This is a genomic window from Haloplanus rubicundus (assembly GCF_003342675.1).
Classification (GTDB): Archaea; Halobacteriota; Halobacteria; order Halobacteriales; family Haloferacaceae; genus Haloplanus; species Haloplanus rubicundus.
Map to the genome: position 1 here is coordinate 1,632,430 of NZ_CP031148.1, position 12,288 is coordinate 1,644,717.

Sequence of the window (12,288 nt, forward strand, 5' to 3'; positions counted from 1 at the left end):
TTCGGTATGTACGGCGAGGCCGTCGCACTCGGTGCGGGTACGGTCCTGAACGCCCTCGCGACGGGCGTCGGATCGGCCTTCGCCATCGACGCGGAGACGACTGCCCGGGTCGAACTCGACGACTCCGGGACCGTCGAGGGTGCGATTGCCGGTGCGCCGGACGGCGACACGCGGCTCATCCGCCGCTGTGTCGAACGCGTCGTCGACCGGTTCGGCGACGGTCAGGGCGGCCACGTCCGCACCGAAAGCGACGTGCCGATGGCCGCGGGGCTGAAGAGTTCCAGCGCCGCCGCGAACGCGACGGTGCTGGCGACGCTCTCGGCGCTCGACGTGTCGGTCGGTGACGACGCCGAACTCGACCGCGAGGCGGCCTGTCGCATCGGCGTCGCCGCCGCCCGCGACGCCGGCGTCACCGTCACCGGCGCGTTCGACGACGCGAGCGCCAGCATGCTCGGCGGCGTCACCGTCACCGACAACGCGGCGGACGACCTGCTCGCCCGCGAGGCGGTGGACTGGGACGCCCTCGTCTGGACGCCGCCGGCCCGCGCGTTCAGCGCCGACGCCGACGTGGCGCGCTGTGAGCGGGTGGCGCCGATGGCGGACCTCGTCGCCGAACTGGCGCTCGACGGCCGCTACGGCGAGGCGATGACGGTCAACGGACTCGCCTTCTCGGCGGCGCTCGGCTTTCCGACCGATCCCGCCGTCGAGGCGATGCCACACGCCGACGGCGTGTCGCTCTCGGGGACCGGGCCGAGCGTCGTCGCCGTCGGCGACCGGGACGGACTGGAACGCGTACGCGACCACTGGAACCAACGGGAGGGAGACACATGGCTAACGACGACACGAACGGACGGCGCACGGGTGATCGAATGAGCGAGAGCGACGCGGCCGAGGAGATGTCCCTGGACGAACTCCGCGAGGAGATCGAGGAGATCGACCGCGAACTCGTCGAACTCATCGCCCGCCGAACCTACGTCGCGGGCACCGTCGCGCAGGTCAAAGAGGAGCGAGGGCTGCCGACGACCGACGAGTCACAGGAGGCCCGTGTGATGGAGCGAGCGGGCGAGAACGCCGAAACCTTCGACGTGGACGCCAACCTGGTGAAGGCGATTTTCCGGCTGCTGATCGAGTTGAACAAGGTGGAGCAACGAGAGAGCCGATAGCCGTAATCAGGTGACACGGGGCTTGTAGCGCCCGTTCAGTCCCACCGGTATTCTTCCGATTGCTGTTCTCTCGGTTCGGGTTCGGAGAAAACCTCCGTACTTGGCCTCGGTGGCTCCGAAAGACGGGGAAGCGACGGCACGACAAGCGTTTTGCTTCTGCACTCACAATGTACACACATGAGTTCCGGGTCGGAGAAAAAGCGCGTCCAGTTCCGCGCACCGAGGGGGTTGGTAGACCGGGCCGACGCGCTCGCTGCGGTGTTCGAGACGGACCGGACGGACATCCTCATTTCCGCACTTCGGGAGTACCTGCGCGACGCCGCGCACTCCGACGAGGTGAAACAGGAGATCGCGGACGCCTACTACGACGACAACATCACGTTCGAGGAACTGAAGGACCTCGTCGGGCACGAGGAGGCCGCCAACTTCCGACTACTGAAAGAGCAGTTGACCGACGAGTTCGTGGACGAGGTCGCAGAGGAGCTGGCCGACTCGTAGATGGTGCTGATCGTCGCCGACACGTCAGCCCTCGTGAGCCTCGGGCCCGTGGCGGACGCCTCGCCGAACCCACTCGATCTGCTCCTCGATTCGCACACCGTAGTCGTCCCAGAGCAGGTCGTCGACGAACTCATCGAGACGGCCTCCTACGACGACGCCTCCGGTCAGGGGGCACAGGCGGTTCTCGACCGTCGCTCTGCGTTCGAGGTGTGTTCCGTCGAACTGGACGAGACGTTCCCGCTGGACGACGGCGAGAACGCGGCGGTCACGCTGGCGAACGAGATCGACGCCGTGCAACTGCTCTGTGATGAGTTCAACCGACTCGCGCTCGTCCACGCCTCGCTGGCCGAGACCCGCCTCGTCACGACGCCGATTCTCATCACTGCGTTGGTTCGCAACGACGCGCTCTCACCCGACGCTGCCGAGGAGTTCTTGGCCGAGATGAGTGACGCTCGCAGCTGGTCGTCGAACTCCTACGTTGAGCGTGCGAAGGCCACGCTTCGACAGCAACGCGAGAATGGATGACTTGATTGGACTTGCGACCCGTGAGGTATCGTTCCACCCTCACTATTTAACAGCCAAGAGCAAGAACGGATCTTGGGCAAACTCGACGAAATCGTCGATTCGCCGTGGCGTGACCCGCCAGATTACAGTGAACCTCTCCGAAACAGCCCACACAGGAAAGTCCGCGTTGGCGAGTTCCGTCTGGCCGTGACGTTGCGACAGAACGAACAGCGGATGGTGGTGGCTCGAATCAAGCGACGCGGTAGTGCCTACACTGTCGACGACGATTGATTTCGTTCATTAAGAGCATAATGGATTTCAGCTACGTGAACAAGGTGGAGCAGCGAGAGTCACGGTAGGACGGATTGCCTCGGAAGCGGCGGGCGCGGCGCTCACGTTCCTCGAGCGGGCCGCGAAGTAACGGCTCGGTTCAGTACACCCACAACCGACGGATCCGATCTTCGATAGCCGGATACGTCGCCCGCAGGTCGGCGACGCCGCGCTCGCCGTCGACGTTGACGACGTGCACCTCGCCCCGGTCGCCGCCGTACACGTCCTGGAAGTCGTAGACGGCGCCGACCACCTCCACCCCGGGCGGCACGTCGTCGCTCCCGACGAGCACGTCCACCTGCCGGTCGACGTTGTACTCGACGAGCCGATTGATCGCCTCCGGGCGGCTCAGGTCGTCCGGGAGCGCCTCGACGCCGGGTTCGAGGAGGGGTTTCAGCAGGTCGAGACAGCCTTCGATGCCTGGCAGGTCGTTCACGTCACCGGTCAGGGCGTCGTACGTCGCGGTGACGGCCCCACAGCCCGTGTGGCCGACGACCACCGCCGTCTCCGTCCCCGTGTGTGCCAGCGGATACAGTACGTCCCCGGAGACGACGTCGCCCTCGTCGGTCCGCTGGACGACGCGGTTTCCGATGTTCCCGCAAGTGAAGATGCGACCGGGAGCCTCGTTTCCCCACATGTGGTCCTGCAGGACGCGCGAATCGGAACAACAGATGGTGACGGTGTGGGGATGCTGTGCCGCTTGCAGGTCGTCGAACCGGTCGTCGAACGCGGCGGCGTGGGCGAGATTCCCCGCCAGGAGGTCGACGAACGTTTGATCCATTGGAACTGGATAGTCCGTCCGCCGATATAGTCGTTGGTGGCCATCGCGACGGCGACTCATACGGATTATTGTGGTGGTTCACCGAGACGGGTCGGCGAACCACCGGTACTGGCTTACGATCAGCCGTATCACGCGTCGTCCCGGATGACCATCACCTTCACCCGTCGCACGGCGTCGAAATCGCGGAGGCGGTAGGTGAGTTCGCGCACCCGCTCGCTCGGCCCGCGGCAGAACAGCGATTCGAGACACCACTCGCCCTGATGGGTGTGACTCGTGTTCAGGATCACGTCCTGGTAGTCGTGCTGGACGGCGTGCAGGTCACGGATCACGTCGTGGTGACGGTAGTCGAAGCCGACGAGGGCCACCACCTCGCCGGTCGTCGATTCGAGTCGCGAGTGGGCCTCGATGTATTCGAGCATCGCCTCCCTGACCGCCCGGGATCGACTCTCCAGTTCCTGGTCGCGCCACACGCGGTCGAACGCCTCGACGATGTCGTCGGGGATGTTGAAACTCGTTCGCACGTCACCCCGCTCGTCGCGCAGGACCAAGAGACCCCGTTATGACGATTCCCCCGATTCGATATTAACAACCGCTAACTCGGATCGATCCCGAGTAAGACGTGGCGATGGTGCTCGACAGCACGCTGGGGTTGTTCGGTGGGGCAATCGCGCTCGGGGCGGTCCACGGCATCGAACCGGGACACGGCTGGCCGGTCGCCGCCTCGTACGCGCTCGATCAGGCCAACAAGTGGGCGTACGGGCTCGCGGCGAGTCTCCTCATCGGGATCGGCCACCTCGTCAGCTCCATCGCGATGGTCGGCGTCTTCTTCTACGCGAAGGCGTACTTCGATCTCACACAGGTCGACGCACCGATGACGCTCGGCGGCGTTCAGATCGGCGGCCCGGTCAGCATCGTCGCGGGCGTCGTGTTGATCGCGCTCGGGGTTCGGGAGTATCGGCACGGGCACAGTCACGACAACGACAACGACAACGACAACGACAACGACAACGACAACGACAACGACAACGACCACGACCACGACCACGACCACGACCACGACCACGACCACGACCACGACCACGACCACGACCACGACCACGATTCCGGCATTCTGACACGCCTTCGCGACGCCCTCCCGTTCGGTGGCGGCTCACACGACCACGCCCACGCGTCGTTCGACGGCGAGACGGACCGCGGCCTCCTCGGCATCGCGTGGTTCGCGTTCGTCCTCGGGTTCGCCCACGAGGAAGAGTTCGAGATCATCGCGCTGTGTGCCGGGTCGACGCACTGTCTCGAACTCATGACGGCCTACGCGCTCACGGTGATCGTCGGCATCGTCGGTCTCACCCTGCTCCTGATCGCCGGCTACCAGCAGTCCGAGGAACGCGTCGAGCGATACACGCCGTATCTCCCGCTCGTCTCGGCGACGGTCCTCGTGGTGATGGGACTGGGCTTCGTCGCCGGCGTCTTCTGAGGCGGCGGTCAGTTCAGGTCAGATACGTCTCCGCCAGCGCGTCGAGGGCCTCGTGGTGCTGGGTGGTGTGGGGGGCCGTGAGCGGCGAGACGCTGACTCGTCCCTCGACGATGGCCCGGCGGTCGGTTCCCTCCGGGTCGGGGATGTCACCGTCGCGCATCCGCGCCCAGATGTTGTCGGTGAGGCTGATTCGCTCGCCGTCGCGTTCGGCACGCATGTCGTACAGCGTCGACGGCTCGGTGATCTCGATCGGTGCGGGGTCGTCGTCCTCGTGGTGGATGGGGGCGTTGACGTTCAGGTATTCGGCCTGCTCGAACACGCCGGCACCGAGGGCGTGATCGACGAGATACGTCGTCGCCGCGGTGGCGTTCCGGTAGTCGAGGGGGTCCTTTGCCTTCTCCTGCCACTCCCCGTCCGCGCCGGGGACGTACAGCGAGACGGCGATGGCGGGCACGTCGAAGAAGGCGGCCTCGACGGCGGCGCTGACGGTGCCGGAGCGACCGAGGACGTACGCCCCGAGGTTCGCTCCGCGGTTACAGCCGGCGACCACCATGTCCACGTCGGGACACAGGGCTTCGAGCCCGACGACGACGCAGTCAGCCGGCGTCCCGTGGATGGCGTAGCCGAGGTCGTGGGTCTCGACCTGTACTTCCCGGGACATCGCACGGCCGACGGCGCTCTTGTCGCCGTTCGGTGCGACGGCCGTCACGTCGGCGAACCGGGAGAGCGCGTCGTAGAGTGCCCGGAAGCCGACGGAATCGATCCCGTCGTCGTTCGTCAGGAGCACGTGTGGCTCGTCCATGCCACCTCTCGGGCGGCCGGCGAGAAAGGCGCACCGCTTCAGGCGACGACGTCGACGACCGCCTCGGCGTCGACGACGAGGTTGTACGCCCCCTCGTCGTCGTTCCAGAGCGCGAGGACGTTCTCGAACTGGCACACGGCGCCGTAGTCCGCCCGCAGGAGGTCGCGGTTCAGCCCCGACTCGCGGGTCAGCACCGCGTAGTGTTCGAGTCGTTCGCTCCCGTCGCCGATTTTGAACAGCGGGTTACCGCCGTCAGCGAGGTTCCGGCTCAGCTTCACCGCCAGCAGGTCGATCCGATCCGTGACGTGATCGTCCATGTCGGCCATCCGGGCGTGTCGCGACCGGTCGGCGCGAACGTCCACCCGCCGTGTCCCGTCGGTCCGCAGGAGCGAGTAGGAGAACTTCACCGTCTCGTTGCGGAAGGTACCGGGTTCGCCGCCGGCGTCGTCGAGGCGCCGCTGAAAGCTCGGCGCGGCGATCCGGGGGCGCTCGTCGAACGACCACCCGCGGTCTTCGGGGGCCATCCCCGGCCACAGACGGAGCGTCGGAGCGTAGACGGTCACGTTCCGGCCGTCCGCGACCGCCCGTTCGACCGACCGGAGGCCCGTGCTTGTTTCGAGGTCCGCGGGCGCGATGGCGGCGAGCGTTCCGCCGTCGGCGAGGGCGTCGAGGGCGTCCTCGACGACCGGCACGGGGTCGTCGAGTTCGCTCAACACGTTCGCGCAGACGACGAGGTCGTACGGGCCGTCGAAGGCGAACGCCTCGGCGCGTTCGCGGTGGATCGTCGACCGGAAGTTCCGCCGCGTCCCGTCCAGCAAGGCGTCGAGCACGTCGGCGGCGGCGCTCGGCTCGACCGCGTGGTAGTCGACCACCGCGTCGTCGGGCAGGTAGTCGTGGAGACCGAGCGCCGGGCCGCCGACGCCGGCGCCGATGTCGAGGACGCGGAGGTGGCGGGGGAGAAGCGACTGCTCGACCAAGTCGTCGAGGACGTAGCCGACGGCGGCGTAGTAGTCCGAGAGGTGGTAGACGGCGTAGCCGAGCGCCACCTCGTCGTCGTACTCGACGGGGTTTTGCGCGTAGTAGTCGGCCTTCAGCCGCCGGATCACCTCGCGCAGGCGGTCGCCGGAGTCGCCGCGGTGCCAGTTCGCGCCGTAGCGGCCGACGAGCAGGTCCTCCAGCGCGTGTGCGTAGCGGTCGGGGAACGCCTCCGGTTCCCATCCCGGCGCCGAGACGGGGTCGGTCTCGACCGGGACGAACGTGCCGTCCTCGCGCTCGAACAGGCCGAGGTCGTACGCCTCCTCGCGGAGGACACGCCGGACGACCGCCGGATGTGGCTCCCCCTCGACGTACTCGGAAATCTCGTCAGGGTCGATGGGGCGGACCTGCCGCAGATACTTCGCGTTCGACCGGACGGCCTCGCGGTCGATCATCCGTCGTGCCTCGCTTCGCGGTAGCACTCGTCGAACGCCTCGCCTTCGGCGTCCGCGATCCGTCGGGCGGCTTCGGCGACTCGCTCCGCGCCCGCGAACGTCTCCTGAATCTCGCGGTACACCCGCGGCGTCCCGCCGGTCACCGTCGCCACGAGGTCGTCCATCGCCGCCGAGACGGGCGTGGCGAACTCCTCGCGGACGTCGGCGGCGGCGAGCGCGTACGCGAGGACGGCGGTGTGGGCCGCGGCCTGGACCGTCTCCATCGCCGTGTCGTGTTCGGCGGCGGTCGTCTCGAAGAGGTGGTTGCCCGCCGCCCGCAGGTCCTCCCGGAGCGCGTCGGTCGCCGGTCCGGGCGCGTCGGCGACGACGGCGACGTTGCCGGGGGCGTTCGCCGCCGCGAACAGCGGGTGGAGGGAGACCCGCTCCCGATCCGGCAGGGTCGCCCGCATCGCCTCCACCGGTCCCGTCATCACGCCCGATACGTCACACATCGCGCGGTCGGCGTTCGGGGCGTAGCGCTCGACTGCGTCCTCGACGACCGAAATCGGCACGGCGAGACAGACGATATCGAACGTCTCGTCCGTATCCGTAGGCACGGCTCGAACCCCGTCGAGGCTCTCGGCGGCCCGCTCCGCGACCGCGGGGTCGACGTCCGTGACCGCGACCGGCCGGTCGGCAGTGTGGGCGATCCACCGTCCCATCTCGCCCGCGCCGACCACCAGCATATCCATGCGCGTGGCTTCCCTCTCACTGTCTAAAAGGGGTTCGGTGCGCTTCATACGGCTCACTGTAACTGCGTCCCGGCGGTTCGCCGGGACGGTCCGGCGCCCCACCGGTCTGACGAACAGTATCAGTACGGCGAAATTCGAGCCGGCGTCCGCGAGAACTCGTCCGCGTTACGCGTGACGATCGGTTGGTCTCGTGCGAGGGCGATACCGGCGATCATCGCGTCGACCGCCCCGACGGGGTGCCCGTTCTCGCGCAGGGTTCGCTGGATGTCGACGGCCCGCCGCGCGGCCTCCGCGTCGTAGGGAACGAGCGTCATCCGATCCATGGCCGCTTCGAAGCGGCGCTCCCCGTCCGACCCGCCGTCGAGACCGACGCCGACTTCGGTGTACACGAGCGTTGGCACCGCCAGCAGTTCGTCGTCGATCTCTTCGAGTTTTGCAACGGCACCCGTATCCTCGGCCAGCAGATCGATCAGAAACGACGAATCGAGAATCATCCGTCGGCGCTCATGCGACCGTCGACGTCCTCGCGGAACCCGCGGGCACGCTCGCGCAGTCTCTCGGCGTCCGATTCGTCCAGCGCGCCGACCAGGTGGTAGAGCGGGTGGTCGTCCTCCGTCCGGAGCAAGCGGTCGATCACGTCGCTGAAGCTCTCCCCTTCTCCCTTGGACCGCGAGAGTCGCTCGTACGTCTCCTCTTTCACGCTGATCGTCTTGCTCGGCATTGTGTATCTGTGTATTACTACTCTGTACATACATTTCAACGCTCGGGGACCACGCGCCGGCCAGCGCCGCCTCGCGTGGTGCCGCCTCGCCCGGCCGACTACAGCCCCAGCCGAAGCGCACGGTTCCCGAGCAAGAGCGCGAGTCCCAGCCCCATCACGCCGACGAGCAGGCCGTAGGCGGCCTCCCATCCCGCCACGTCGGAGAGGACGCCCACCACGACGCTCCCCGAGGCGCCGAGGATCATGTACGCGGTGCGGACGAGGCCGAACGCGGCGCCGCGCTCGTCGGCCTCGAAGGTGTCGAAGTAGCGGGACTGGAGCGGCGCTCCCCACGTCATCGCGGCGCCGACGCAGACGACGGCGGGCAGGAGCGCGACCCGCGGCCCGATCACGAGGGCGGCGTAGCCGACGACACCGAGCGCCATCGTCGCGGCGGCGGCGCCGTCGCGGCCGATCCGGTCGGACACCCACCCGATGGTCGGCTGGGAGAGGCCGTTGACGACGAAGTAGGCCGAAAAGAGGAGCCCGGCGCTCGTCTCGGGCAGGTCGCGGAAGGCGACGAGGAAGGTGGGGAGAAAGGAGGCCGTCGCCTGCCAGCAGAACGCGCCGAGGAAGGCGACGAGCGTCGTGAAGGCGATGGGCGGCCGCGAGAGCAGGGCAACGAGGGGTTTGATCGCCATGCGATCCCGCATCGACTCGTCCGGACGCTCCGGCGGCGTCGGTTCGATCCGCCACGCGAAGGCGACGAAGACGGGGACGGCGACGGCGGCGCCGACGGCGACCCCCGCCCGCCAGTCGTACCGCGTCGCCACCGCGGTGGCGACGACGGGGGCGATCAGCCCCGCCAGCGGCCCGCCCGCGACGTGGACGCCGATGGCCCGCCCGATATCGTCGAACTCCTTCGTGAGGAGGGTGGTGGCGACGCTGTAGTGGAGGCCCGCGCCGGCGCCGAGGGCGACGGTCAGCACCGCGAAGACGGCGAAGGTCGGCGACAGGGCGAGCAGGAGGCTCGCACACCCGGTGATGCCCACCGCGGCGAGGATCACCCGTCGCTCGCCGAAGCGGTCGCCGAGGATGCCGGAGGGGAACTGCGTCAGCGCGTAGGCGGCCCACATGCCCGAGAGCGCGAGGCCGACGGCGCCGGTGGAGACGCCGAACCCGTCGGTCACGTCGGGGACGACCGGACTGATGACCAACCGGGCCAGCATCGTCGACGCGAACGCGAGCGTACAGAGGCCGAGGACCGTGTGGCGGTACCGCCAGTTCACACTGGCGATGCGCCGACGCCGACGAAGTGCCTTGCGATTCCGGCGTTAGAGGACCAACTCGACGGGGTACTCCGTCAGGTTCTCGTAGCCGTCCTCGGTGACGACCACGAGGTCCTCGATGCGCACGCCGCCCACGTCGGGGTCGTACAGCCCCGGTTCGATGGTGATCACGTTCCCCGGTTCGAGTTCGGGACCGTCCGGCGCGACCCGCGGGAGTTCGTGCACGTCGAGGCCGACGCCGTGGCCCGTGCTGTGGATGAAGCCCGTCTCCGCGTCCGGATCGCTCCGAAGCGTCGGCAGGCCGGCGTCCTCGTACACGTCGCAGGCCGCGTCGTGGACCGCGCCGCCCGTGACGCCGGGTTCGACGGCGTCGAGTGCGGCCGTCCGGGCCTCGTCGGTCAGGTCGAACCACTCCCGCAGCATCTCGGTCGGCTCCCCCTTCACGAACGTCCGCGTCATGTCCGCGTGGTACCGCGTCTCCGTATCGCGCGGGAAGATGTCGACGACGATTGGCTCGTCGGCGCGCAGGGGACCCGATCCTCGATTGTGCGGGTCGGCGGCGTCGGCGCCACAGGCGACGATGGTCTCGTCCAGCGCACAGCCCTCGCGGACGAGCGTCAGCTCGATCTCCCGCCTGACCGCCTCGCTGGTTAGCGGGTCGCCGTCGCGGTGGAGGACGCCCTCGACGACCGACGCCGACTCGATCAGCGACTCGGCGGCCGCCATCGCCCGCTCGTTCGCCCGCTGGGCGCGGCGGACGTGTTCGATTTCCTCGGCCGTCTTCACGGCCCGAAGCTCCGCGACGGCGTCCGACTCGTCGACGCGGACTGCAACGCCGGATTCGCGGAGGCCGTCGGCGGTGCCGAGGGGAAAGCGCCCCGGCACCGCCACCCGGTCCACGCCGTGGTCGGCGAGAAAGTCCGCGACCACGGCCCCCCGGCCGGTCGCGCGCCCCAGTTCGCCGATCCGGTCCCGGTAGTCGTACGCCGAGAGGCGGGTCACCGTATCGGCGCGGGCTTCCTTCGTCGCGCGGCCGTACTCCAGCCCCGAGACGAGGAGGTGGACCCCGTCGGGCGTATAGCAGGTGACGAACGGATCGGGTGCGTCGAAGCCGGAGAGGTAGCGCTGGGTGGAGTCGGTGCCGTCGGCGTCGAGGAGGTAGCCGTCGGTGTCGTCGCCGAGGGCGGAATCGAGGGGCGAGAGGTCGGGTTGCATAGACGACTGTGGGAGGTGAAACGGGAAAACGCTTGGCAGGGGAGTGCCCTCACCGGGTGTCGAACCCACTCCCGACCGATCGACCGTCGTCAGTCGTCGTCGCGTTCGTCGTCGCGTTCGTCGTCGCGTTCGTCGTCGCGTTCGTCGTCGCGTTCGTCGTCTTCATCCTCCTCGACGTCGTACTCGTACTTCTCTTCGACGAGCGTGAGCGAGCCGTTCTGGACGACGAACTCCAGGCTTCCCTCGGCGTGTTCGGTTTCGTACTCGACTTCCAGTTCGTCCAGCGACTCGCCGTCCTCGGTCAGGTTCGACCGGTCGACGGCCGCCGTGCCGTTCGCGTCGGTCGTGACCGTGACTTCTTCGTCGCCCTCGACGGTGATCGAGGCGTTCTCGACGGGCGTGCCGTCGTCCGCGACGGTCACGGTGACCGTTTCGTTACCGAGTGTCGCGTCCATCTCCAGCGCCGAGACGGAGGCCGTCGTCGACGTGTCCGCGTCGGTCTGTGCCACGCCGGTCGCGGCGACGCCACCACCGGCGACGAGCAACACGGAGAGGACCACGATCAGGGGTTTCGAGAGTGCCATTGCAGTCGGCCACTGGGTCGACTACTGCATAAACCGGGGCGACGATCAACACCGATGTTGGCGAGTTAATCCGGATTAAGTCGATCATACGAGCGTCCGCACGGCGTCGATCAAGAACACGACGCCGAACCCGGCCAGCACCAGCGCACTCGTGCCGGCGACGACGGGCGCGAACGCGGCGACGCGGCGCTGGGCCGCTCGGAGCGCCGCCGGGAACCCTGTGATCCACAGCGTGATGCCGAGGAAGAAGCCGACGATGAGCGCGGGACTTCCGGTCCGTACCACCAGCAGGCCGGCGAGGTCCGCGCCCACGTAGGGCGTATACGAGAGCACGTCGAGTTCGCCCGGTTCGAGCAGTCCGACGCCGATGGTGAGCCAGAAGAGGATCTGGTAGGGGTTGGTGAGCGCGAGCACGAACGCCTTGCGGAAGCCGGTGGCCGCTTTCCGGGCCGCGCCGTCGCCGGACGGCACGGTCTCCACGTCGCCGACCGCGTCCCTCGCGGCGCCGTAGGCGAAATAGCACATCAGGACGCCGCCGACGCCGACCATCGCGGCGCGGACGGTCGGGAACCGCTCGACGAAGGCGACGACGCCGAACAGCGAGCCGACGAAGAAGACGGCGTCGGCGGTCATCGCGCCCAGGCCGGTGCGGGCGCCCGCGAGCCAGCCGTTGTTGACGGACTCCTCGGCGATGACGGCGTTCATCGGTCCCGGCGGGGCGGCGAGCGCGAGGCCGAAGACGACGCCAGCGAGGAGCGACGGGAGGGGATTCGGCACGGGTAGCCGT

The 12,288-nt window shown here is 68.2% G+C and carries 17 protein-coding genes; 6 read left to right on the forward strand and 11 right to left on the reverse strand.

Annotation, left to right across the window (positions count from 1 at the left end; genetic code table 11):
* Positions 1–6: 6 nt before the first annotated feature.
* The 5 genes from DU484_RS09240 (at position 7) to DU484_RS20615 (ending at position 2,456) form a co-directional block, all read left to right on the forward strand.
* Positions 7–873, forward strand: coding sequence for a shikimate kinase (locus DU484_RS09240; protein WP_114605763.1), 867 nt, complete (start codon positions 7–9; stop codon positions 871–873).
* On the forward strand, positions 870–1,163 hold the full coding sequence (locus DU484_RS09245) for a chorismate mutase (protein ID WP_114585784.1): 294 nt from the start codon (positions 870–872) through the stop codon (positions 1,161–1,163). The genes DU484_RS09240 and DU484_RS09245 overlap by 4 nt, the downstream gene beginning before the upstream one ends.
* Before the next feature lie 177 nt (positions 1,164–1,340).
* Positions 1,341–1,661, forward strand: a complete 321-nt coding sequence (locus tag DU484_RS09250; RefSeq protein WP_187347795.1) for a hypothetical protein — start codon at positions 1,341–1,343, stop codon at positions 1,659–1,661.
* The gene (locus DU484_RS09255; RefSeq protein ID WP_114585785.1) at positions 1,662–2,186 is read left to right on the forward strand and encodes a hypothetical protein; all 525 of its coding nucleotides are present in this window, start codon (positions 1,662–1,664) and stop codon (positions 2,184–2,186) included.
* A gap of 27 nt (positions 2,187–2,213) precedes the next feature.
* Positions 2,214–2,456: a type II toxin-antitoxin system RelE family toxin gene (locus tag DU484_RS20615; RefSeq protein ID WP_316043109.1), complete on the forward strand. Its 243-nt coding sequence runs from the start codon at positions 2,214–2,216 to the stop codon at positions 2,454–2,456.
* 139 nt (positions 2,457–2,595) lie between these two features.
* On the opposite strand, the gene DU484_RS09265 is transcribed toward DU484_RS20615, so the two are convergent.
* Both DU484_RS09265 and DU484_RS09270 read right to left on the reverse strand, forming a co-directional pair.
* Entirely contained in the window at positions 2,596–3,276 is a 681-nt protein-coding gene (locus DU484_RS09265) for a carbonic anhydrase (RefSeq protein ID WP_114605764.1), read from the reverse strand.
* A gap of 128 nt (positions 3,277–3,404) precedes the next feature.
* Complete coding sequence (locus tag DU484_RS09270) at positions 3,405–3,797, reverse strand: CopG family ribbon-helix-helix protein (RefSeq protein WP_114587214.1); 393 nt, start codon at positions 3,795–3,797, stop codon at positions 3,405–3,407.
* 104 nt (positions 3,798–3,901) lie between these two features.
* Between DU484_RS09270 and DU484_RS09275 the strand changes: the two genes are divergently transcribed.
* Positions 3,902–4,750 carry a HoxN/HupN/NixA family nickel/cobalt transporter gene (locus tag DU484_RS09275; RefSeq protein ID WP_114606756.1) on the forward strand — a complete coding sequence of 283 codons (849 nt, stop codon included), beginning with the start codon at positions 3,902–3,904 and terminating at the stop codon, positions 4,748–4,750.
* Between the two features lie 13 nt (positions 4,751–4,763).
* Here DU484_RS09275 and surE read toward each other — a convergent pair whose 3' ends face one another.
* From surE to DU484_RS09320, 9 genes are all read right to left on the reverse strand, one after another.
* A complete protein-coding gene (surE, locus tag DU484_RS09280) occupies positions 4,764–5,552 on the reverse strand; it encodes a 5'/3'-nucleotidase SurE (RefSeq protein ID WP_114585787.1) in 789 nt (262 codons plus the stop codon).
* A gap of 38 nt (positions 5,553–5,590) precedes the next feature.
* Positions 5,591–6,982, reverse strand: coding sequence for a small ribosomal subunit Rsm22 family protein (locus DU484_RS09285; RefSeq protein ID WP_114605765.1), 1,392 nt, complete (start codon positions 6,980–6,982; stop codon positions 5,591–5,593).
* Positions 6,979–7,713, reverse strand: coding sequence for a prephenate dehydrogenase/arogenate dehydrogenase family protein (locus tag DU484_RS09290; RefSeq protein ID WP_114585789.1), 735 nt, complete (start codon positions 7,711–7,713; stop codon positions 6,979–6,981). Before DU484_RS09290 ends, DU484_RS09285 begins: the two co-directional genes overlap by 4 nt.
* Before the next feature lie 119 nt (positions 7,714–7,832).
* Positions 7,833–8,207 carry a type II toxin-antitoxin system VapC family toxin gene (locus DU484_RS09295; RefSeq protein WP_114585790.1) on the reverse strand — a complete coding sequence of 125 codons (375 nt, stop codon included), beginning with the start codon at positions 8,205–8,207 and terminating at the stop codon, positions 7,833–7,835.
* The gene (locus DU484_RS09300) at positions 8,204–8,434 is read right to left on the reverse strand and encodes an antitoxin VapB family protein (RefSeq protein WP_114585791.1); all 231 of its coding nucleotides are present in this window, start codon (positions 8,432–8,434) and stop codon (positions 8,204–8,206) included. Before DU484_RS09300 ends, DU484_RS09295 begins: the two co-directional genes overlap by 4 nt.
* Before the next feature lie 98 nt (positions 8,435–8,532).
* Complete coding sequence (locus tag DU484_RS09305) at positions 8,533–9,702, reverse strand: MFS transporter (RefSeq protein ID WP_114605766.1); 1,170 nt, start codon at positions 9,700–9,702, stop codon at positions 8,533–8,535.
* A 45-nt stretch (positions 9,703–9,747) separates the two neighbouring features.
* Positions 9,748–10,917, reverse strand: coding sequence for a M24 family metallopeptidase (locus tag DU484_RS09310; RefSeq protein ID WP_114605767.1), 1,170 nt, complete (start codon positions 10,915–10,917; stop codon positions 9,748–9,750).
* 89 nt (positions 10,918–11,006) lie between these two features.
* The gene (locus DU484_RS09315) at positions 11,007–11,501 is read right to left on the reverse strand and encodes a hypothetical protein (RefSeq protein ID WP_114605768.1); all 495 of its coding nucleotides are present in this window, start codon (positions 11,499–11,501) and stop codon (positions 11,007–11,009) included.
* 84 nt (positions 11,502–11,585) lie between these two features.
* Entirely contained in the window at positions 11,586–12,278 is a 693-nt protein-coding gene (locus DU484_RS09320) for a LysE family translocator (RefSeq protein WP_114585795.1), read from the reverse strand.
* Positions 12,279–12,288 lie beyond the last annotated feature (10 nt).

Excerpts from the sequence above, each read along its gene's own strand:
- DU484_RS09240 (WP_114605763.1), top strand. The coding sequence starts at position 7 with ATGTACGGCGAGGCCGTCGCACTCGGTGCGGGTACGGTCCTGAACGCC.
- DU484_RS09245 (WP_114585784.1), top strand. The coding sequence starts at position 870 with ATGAGCGAGAGCGACGCGGCCGAGGAGATGTCCCTGGACGAACTCCGC.
- DU484_RS09250 (WP_187347795.1), top strand. The coding sequence starts at position 1,341 with ATGAGTTCCGGGTCGGAGAAAAAGCGCGTCCAGTTCCGCGCACCGAGG.
- DU484_RS09255 (WP_114585785.1), top strand. The coding sequence starts at position 1,662 with ATGGTGCTGATCGTCGCCGACACGTCAGCCCTCGTGAGCCTCGGGCCC.
- DU484_RS09265 (WP_114605764.1), bottom strand. The coding sequence starts at position 3,276 with ATGGATCAAACGTTCGTCGACCTCCTGGCGGGGAATCTCGCCCACGCC.
- DU484_RS09275 (WP_114606756.1), top strand. The coding sequence starts at position 3,902 with ATGGTGCTCGACAGCACGCTGGGGTTGTTCGGTGGGGCAATCGCGCTC.
- surE (WP_114585787.1), bottom strand. The coding sequence starts at position 5,552 with ATGGACGAGCCACACGTGCTCCTGACGAACGACGACGGGATCGATTCC.
- DU484_RS09285 (WP_114605765.1), bottom strand. The coding sequence starts at position 6,982 with ATGATCGACCGCGAGGCCGTCCGGTCGAACGCGAAGTATCTGCGGCAG.
- DU484_RS09290 (WP_114585789.1), bottom strand. The coding sequence starts at position 7,713 with ATGGATATGCTGGTGGTCGGCGCGGGCGAGATGGGACGGTGGATCGCC.
- DU484_RS09295 (WP_114585790.1), bottom strand. The coding sequence starts at position 8,207 with ATGATTCTCGATTCGTCGTTTCTGATCGATCTGCTGGCCGAGGATACG.
- DU484_RS09300 (WP_114585791.1), bottom strand. The coding sequence starts at position 8,434 with ATGCCGAGCAAGACGATCAGCGTGAAAGAGGAGACGTACGAGCGACTC.
- DU484_RS09310 (WP_114605767.1), bottom strand. The coding sequence starts at position 10,917 with ATGCAACCCGACCTCTCGCCCCTCGATTCCGCCCTCGGCGACGACACC.
- DU484_RS09315 (WP_114605768.1), bottom strand. The coding sequence starts at position 11,501 with ATGGCACTCTCGAAACCCCTGATCGTGGTCCTCTCCGTGTTGCTCGTC.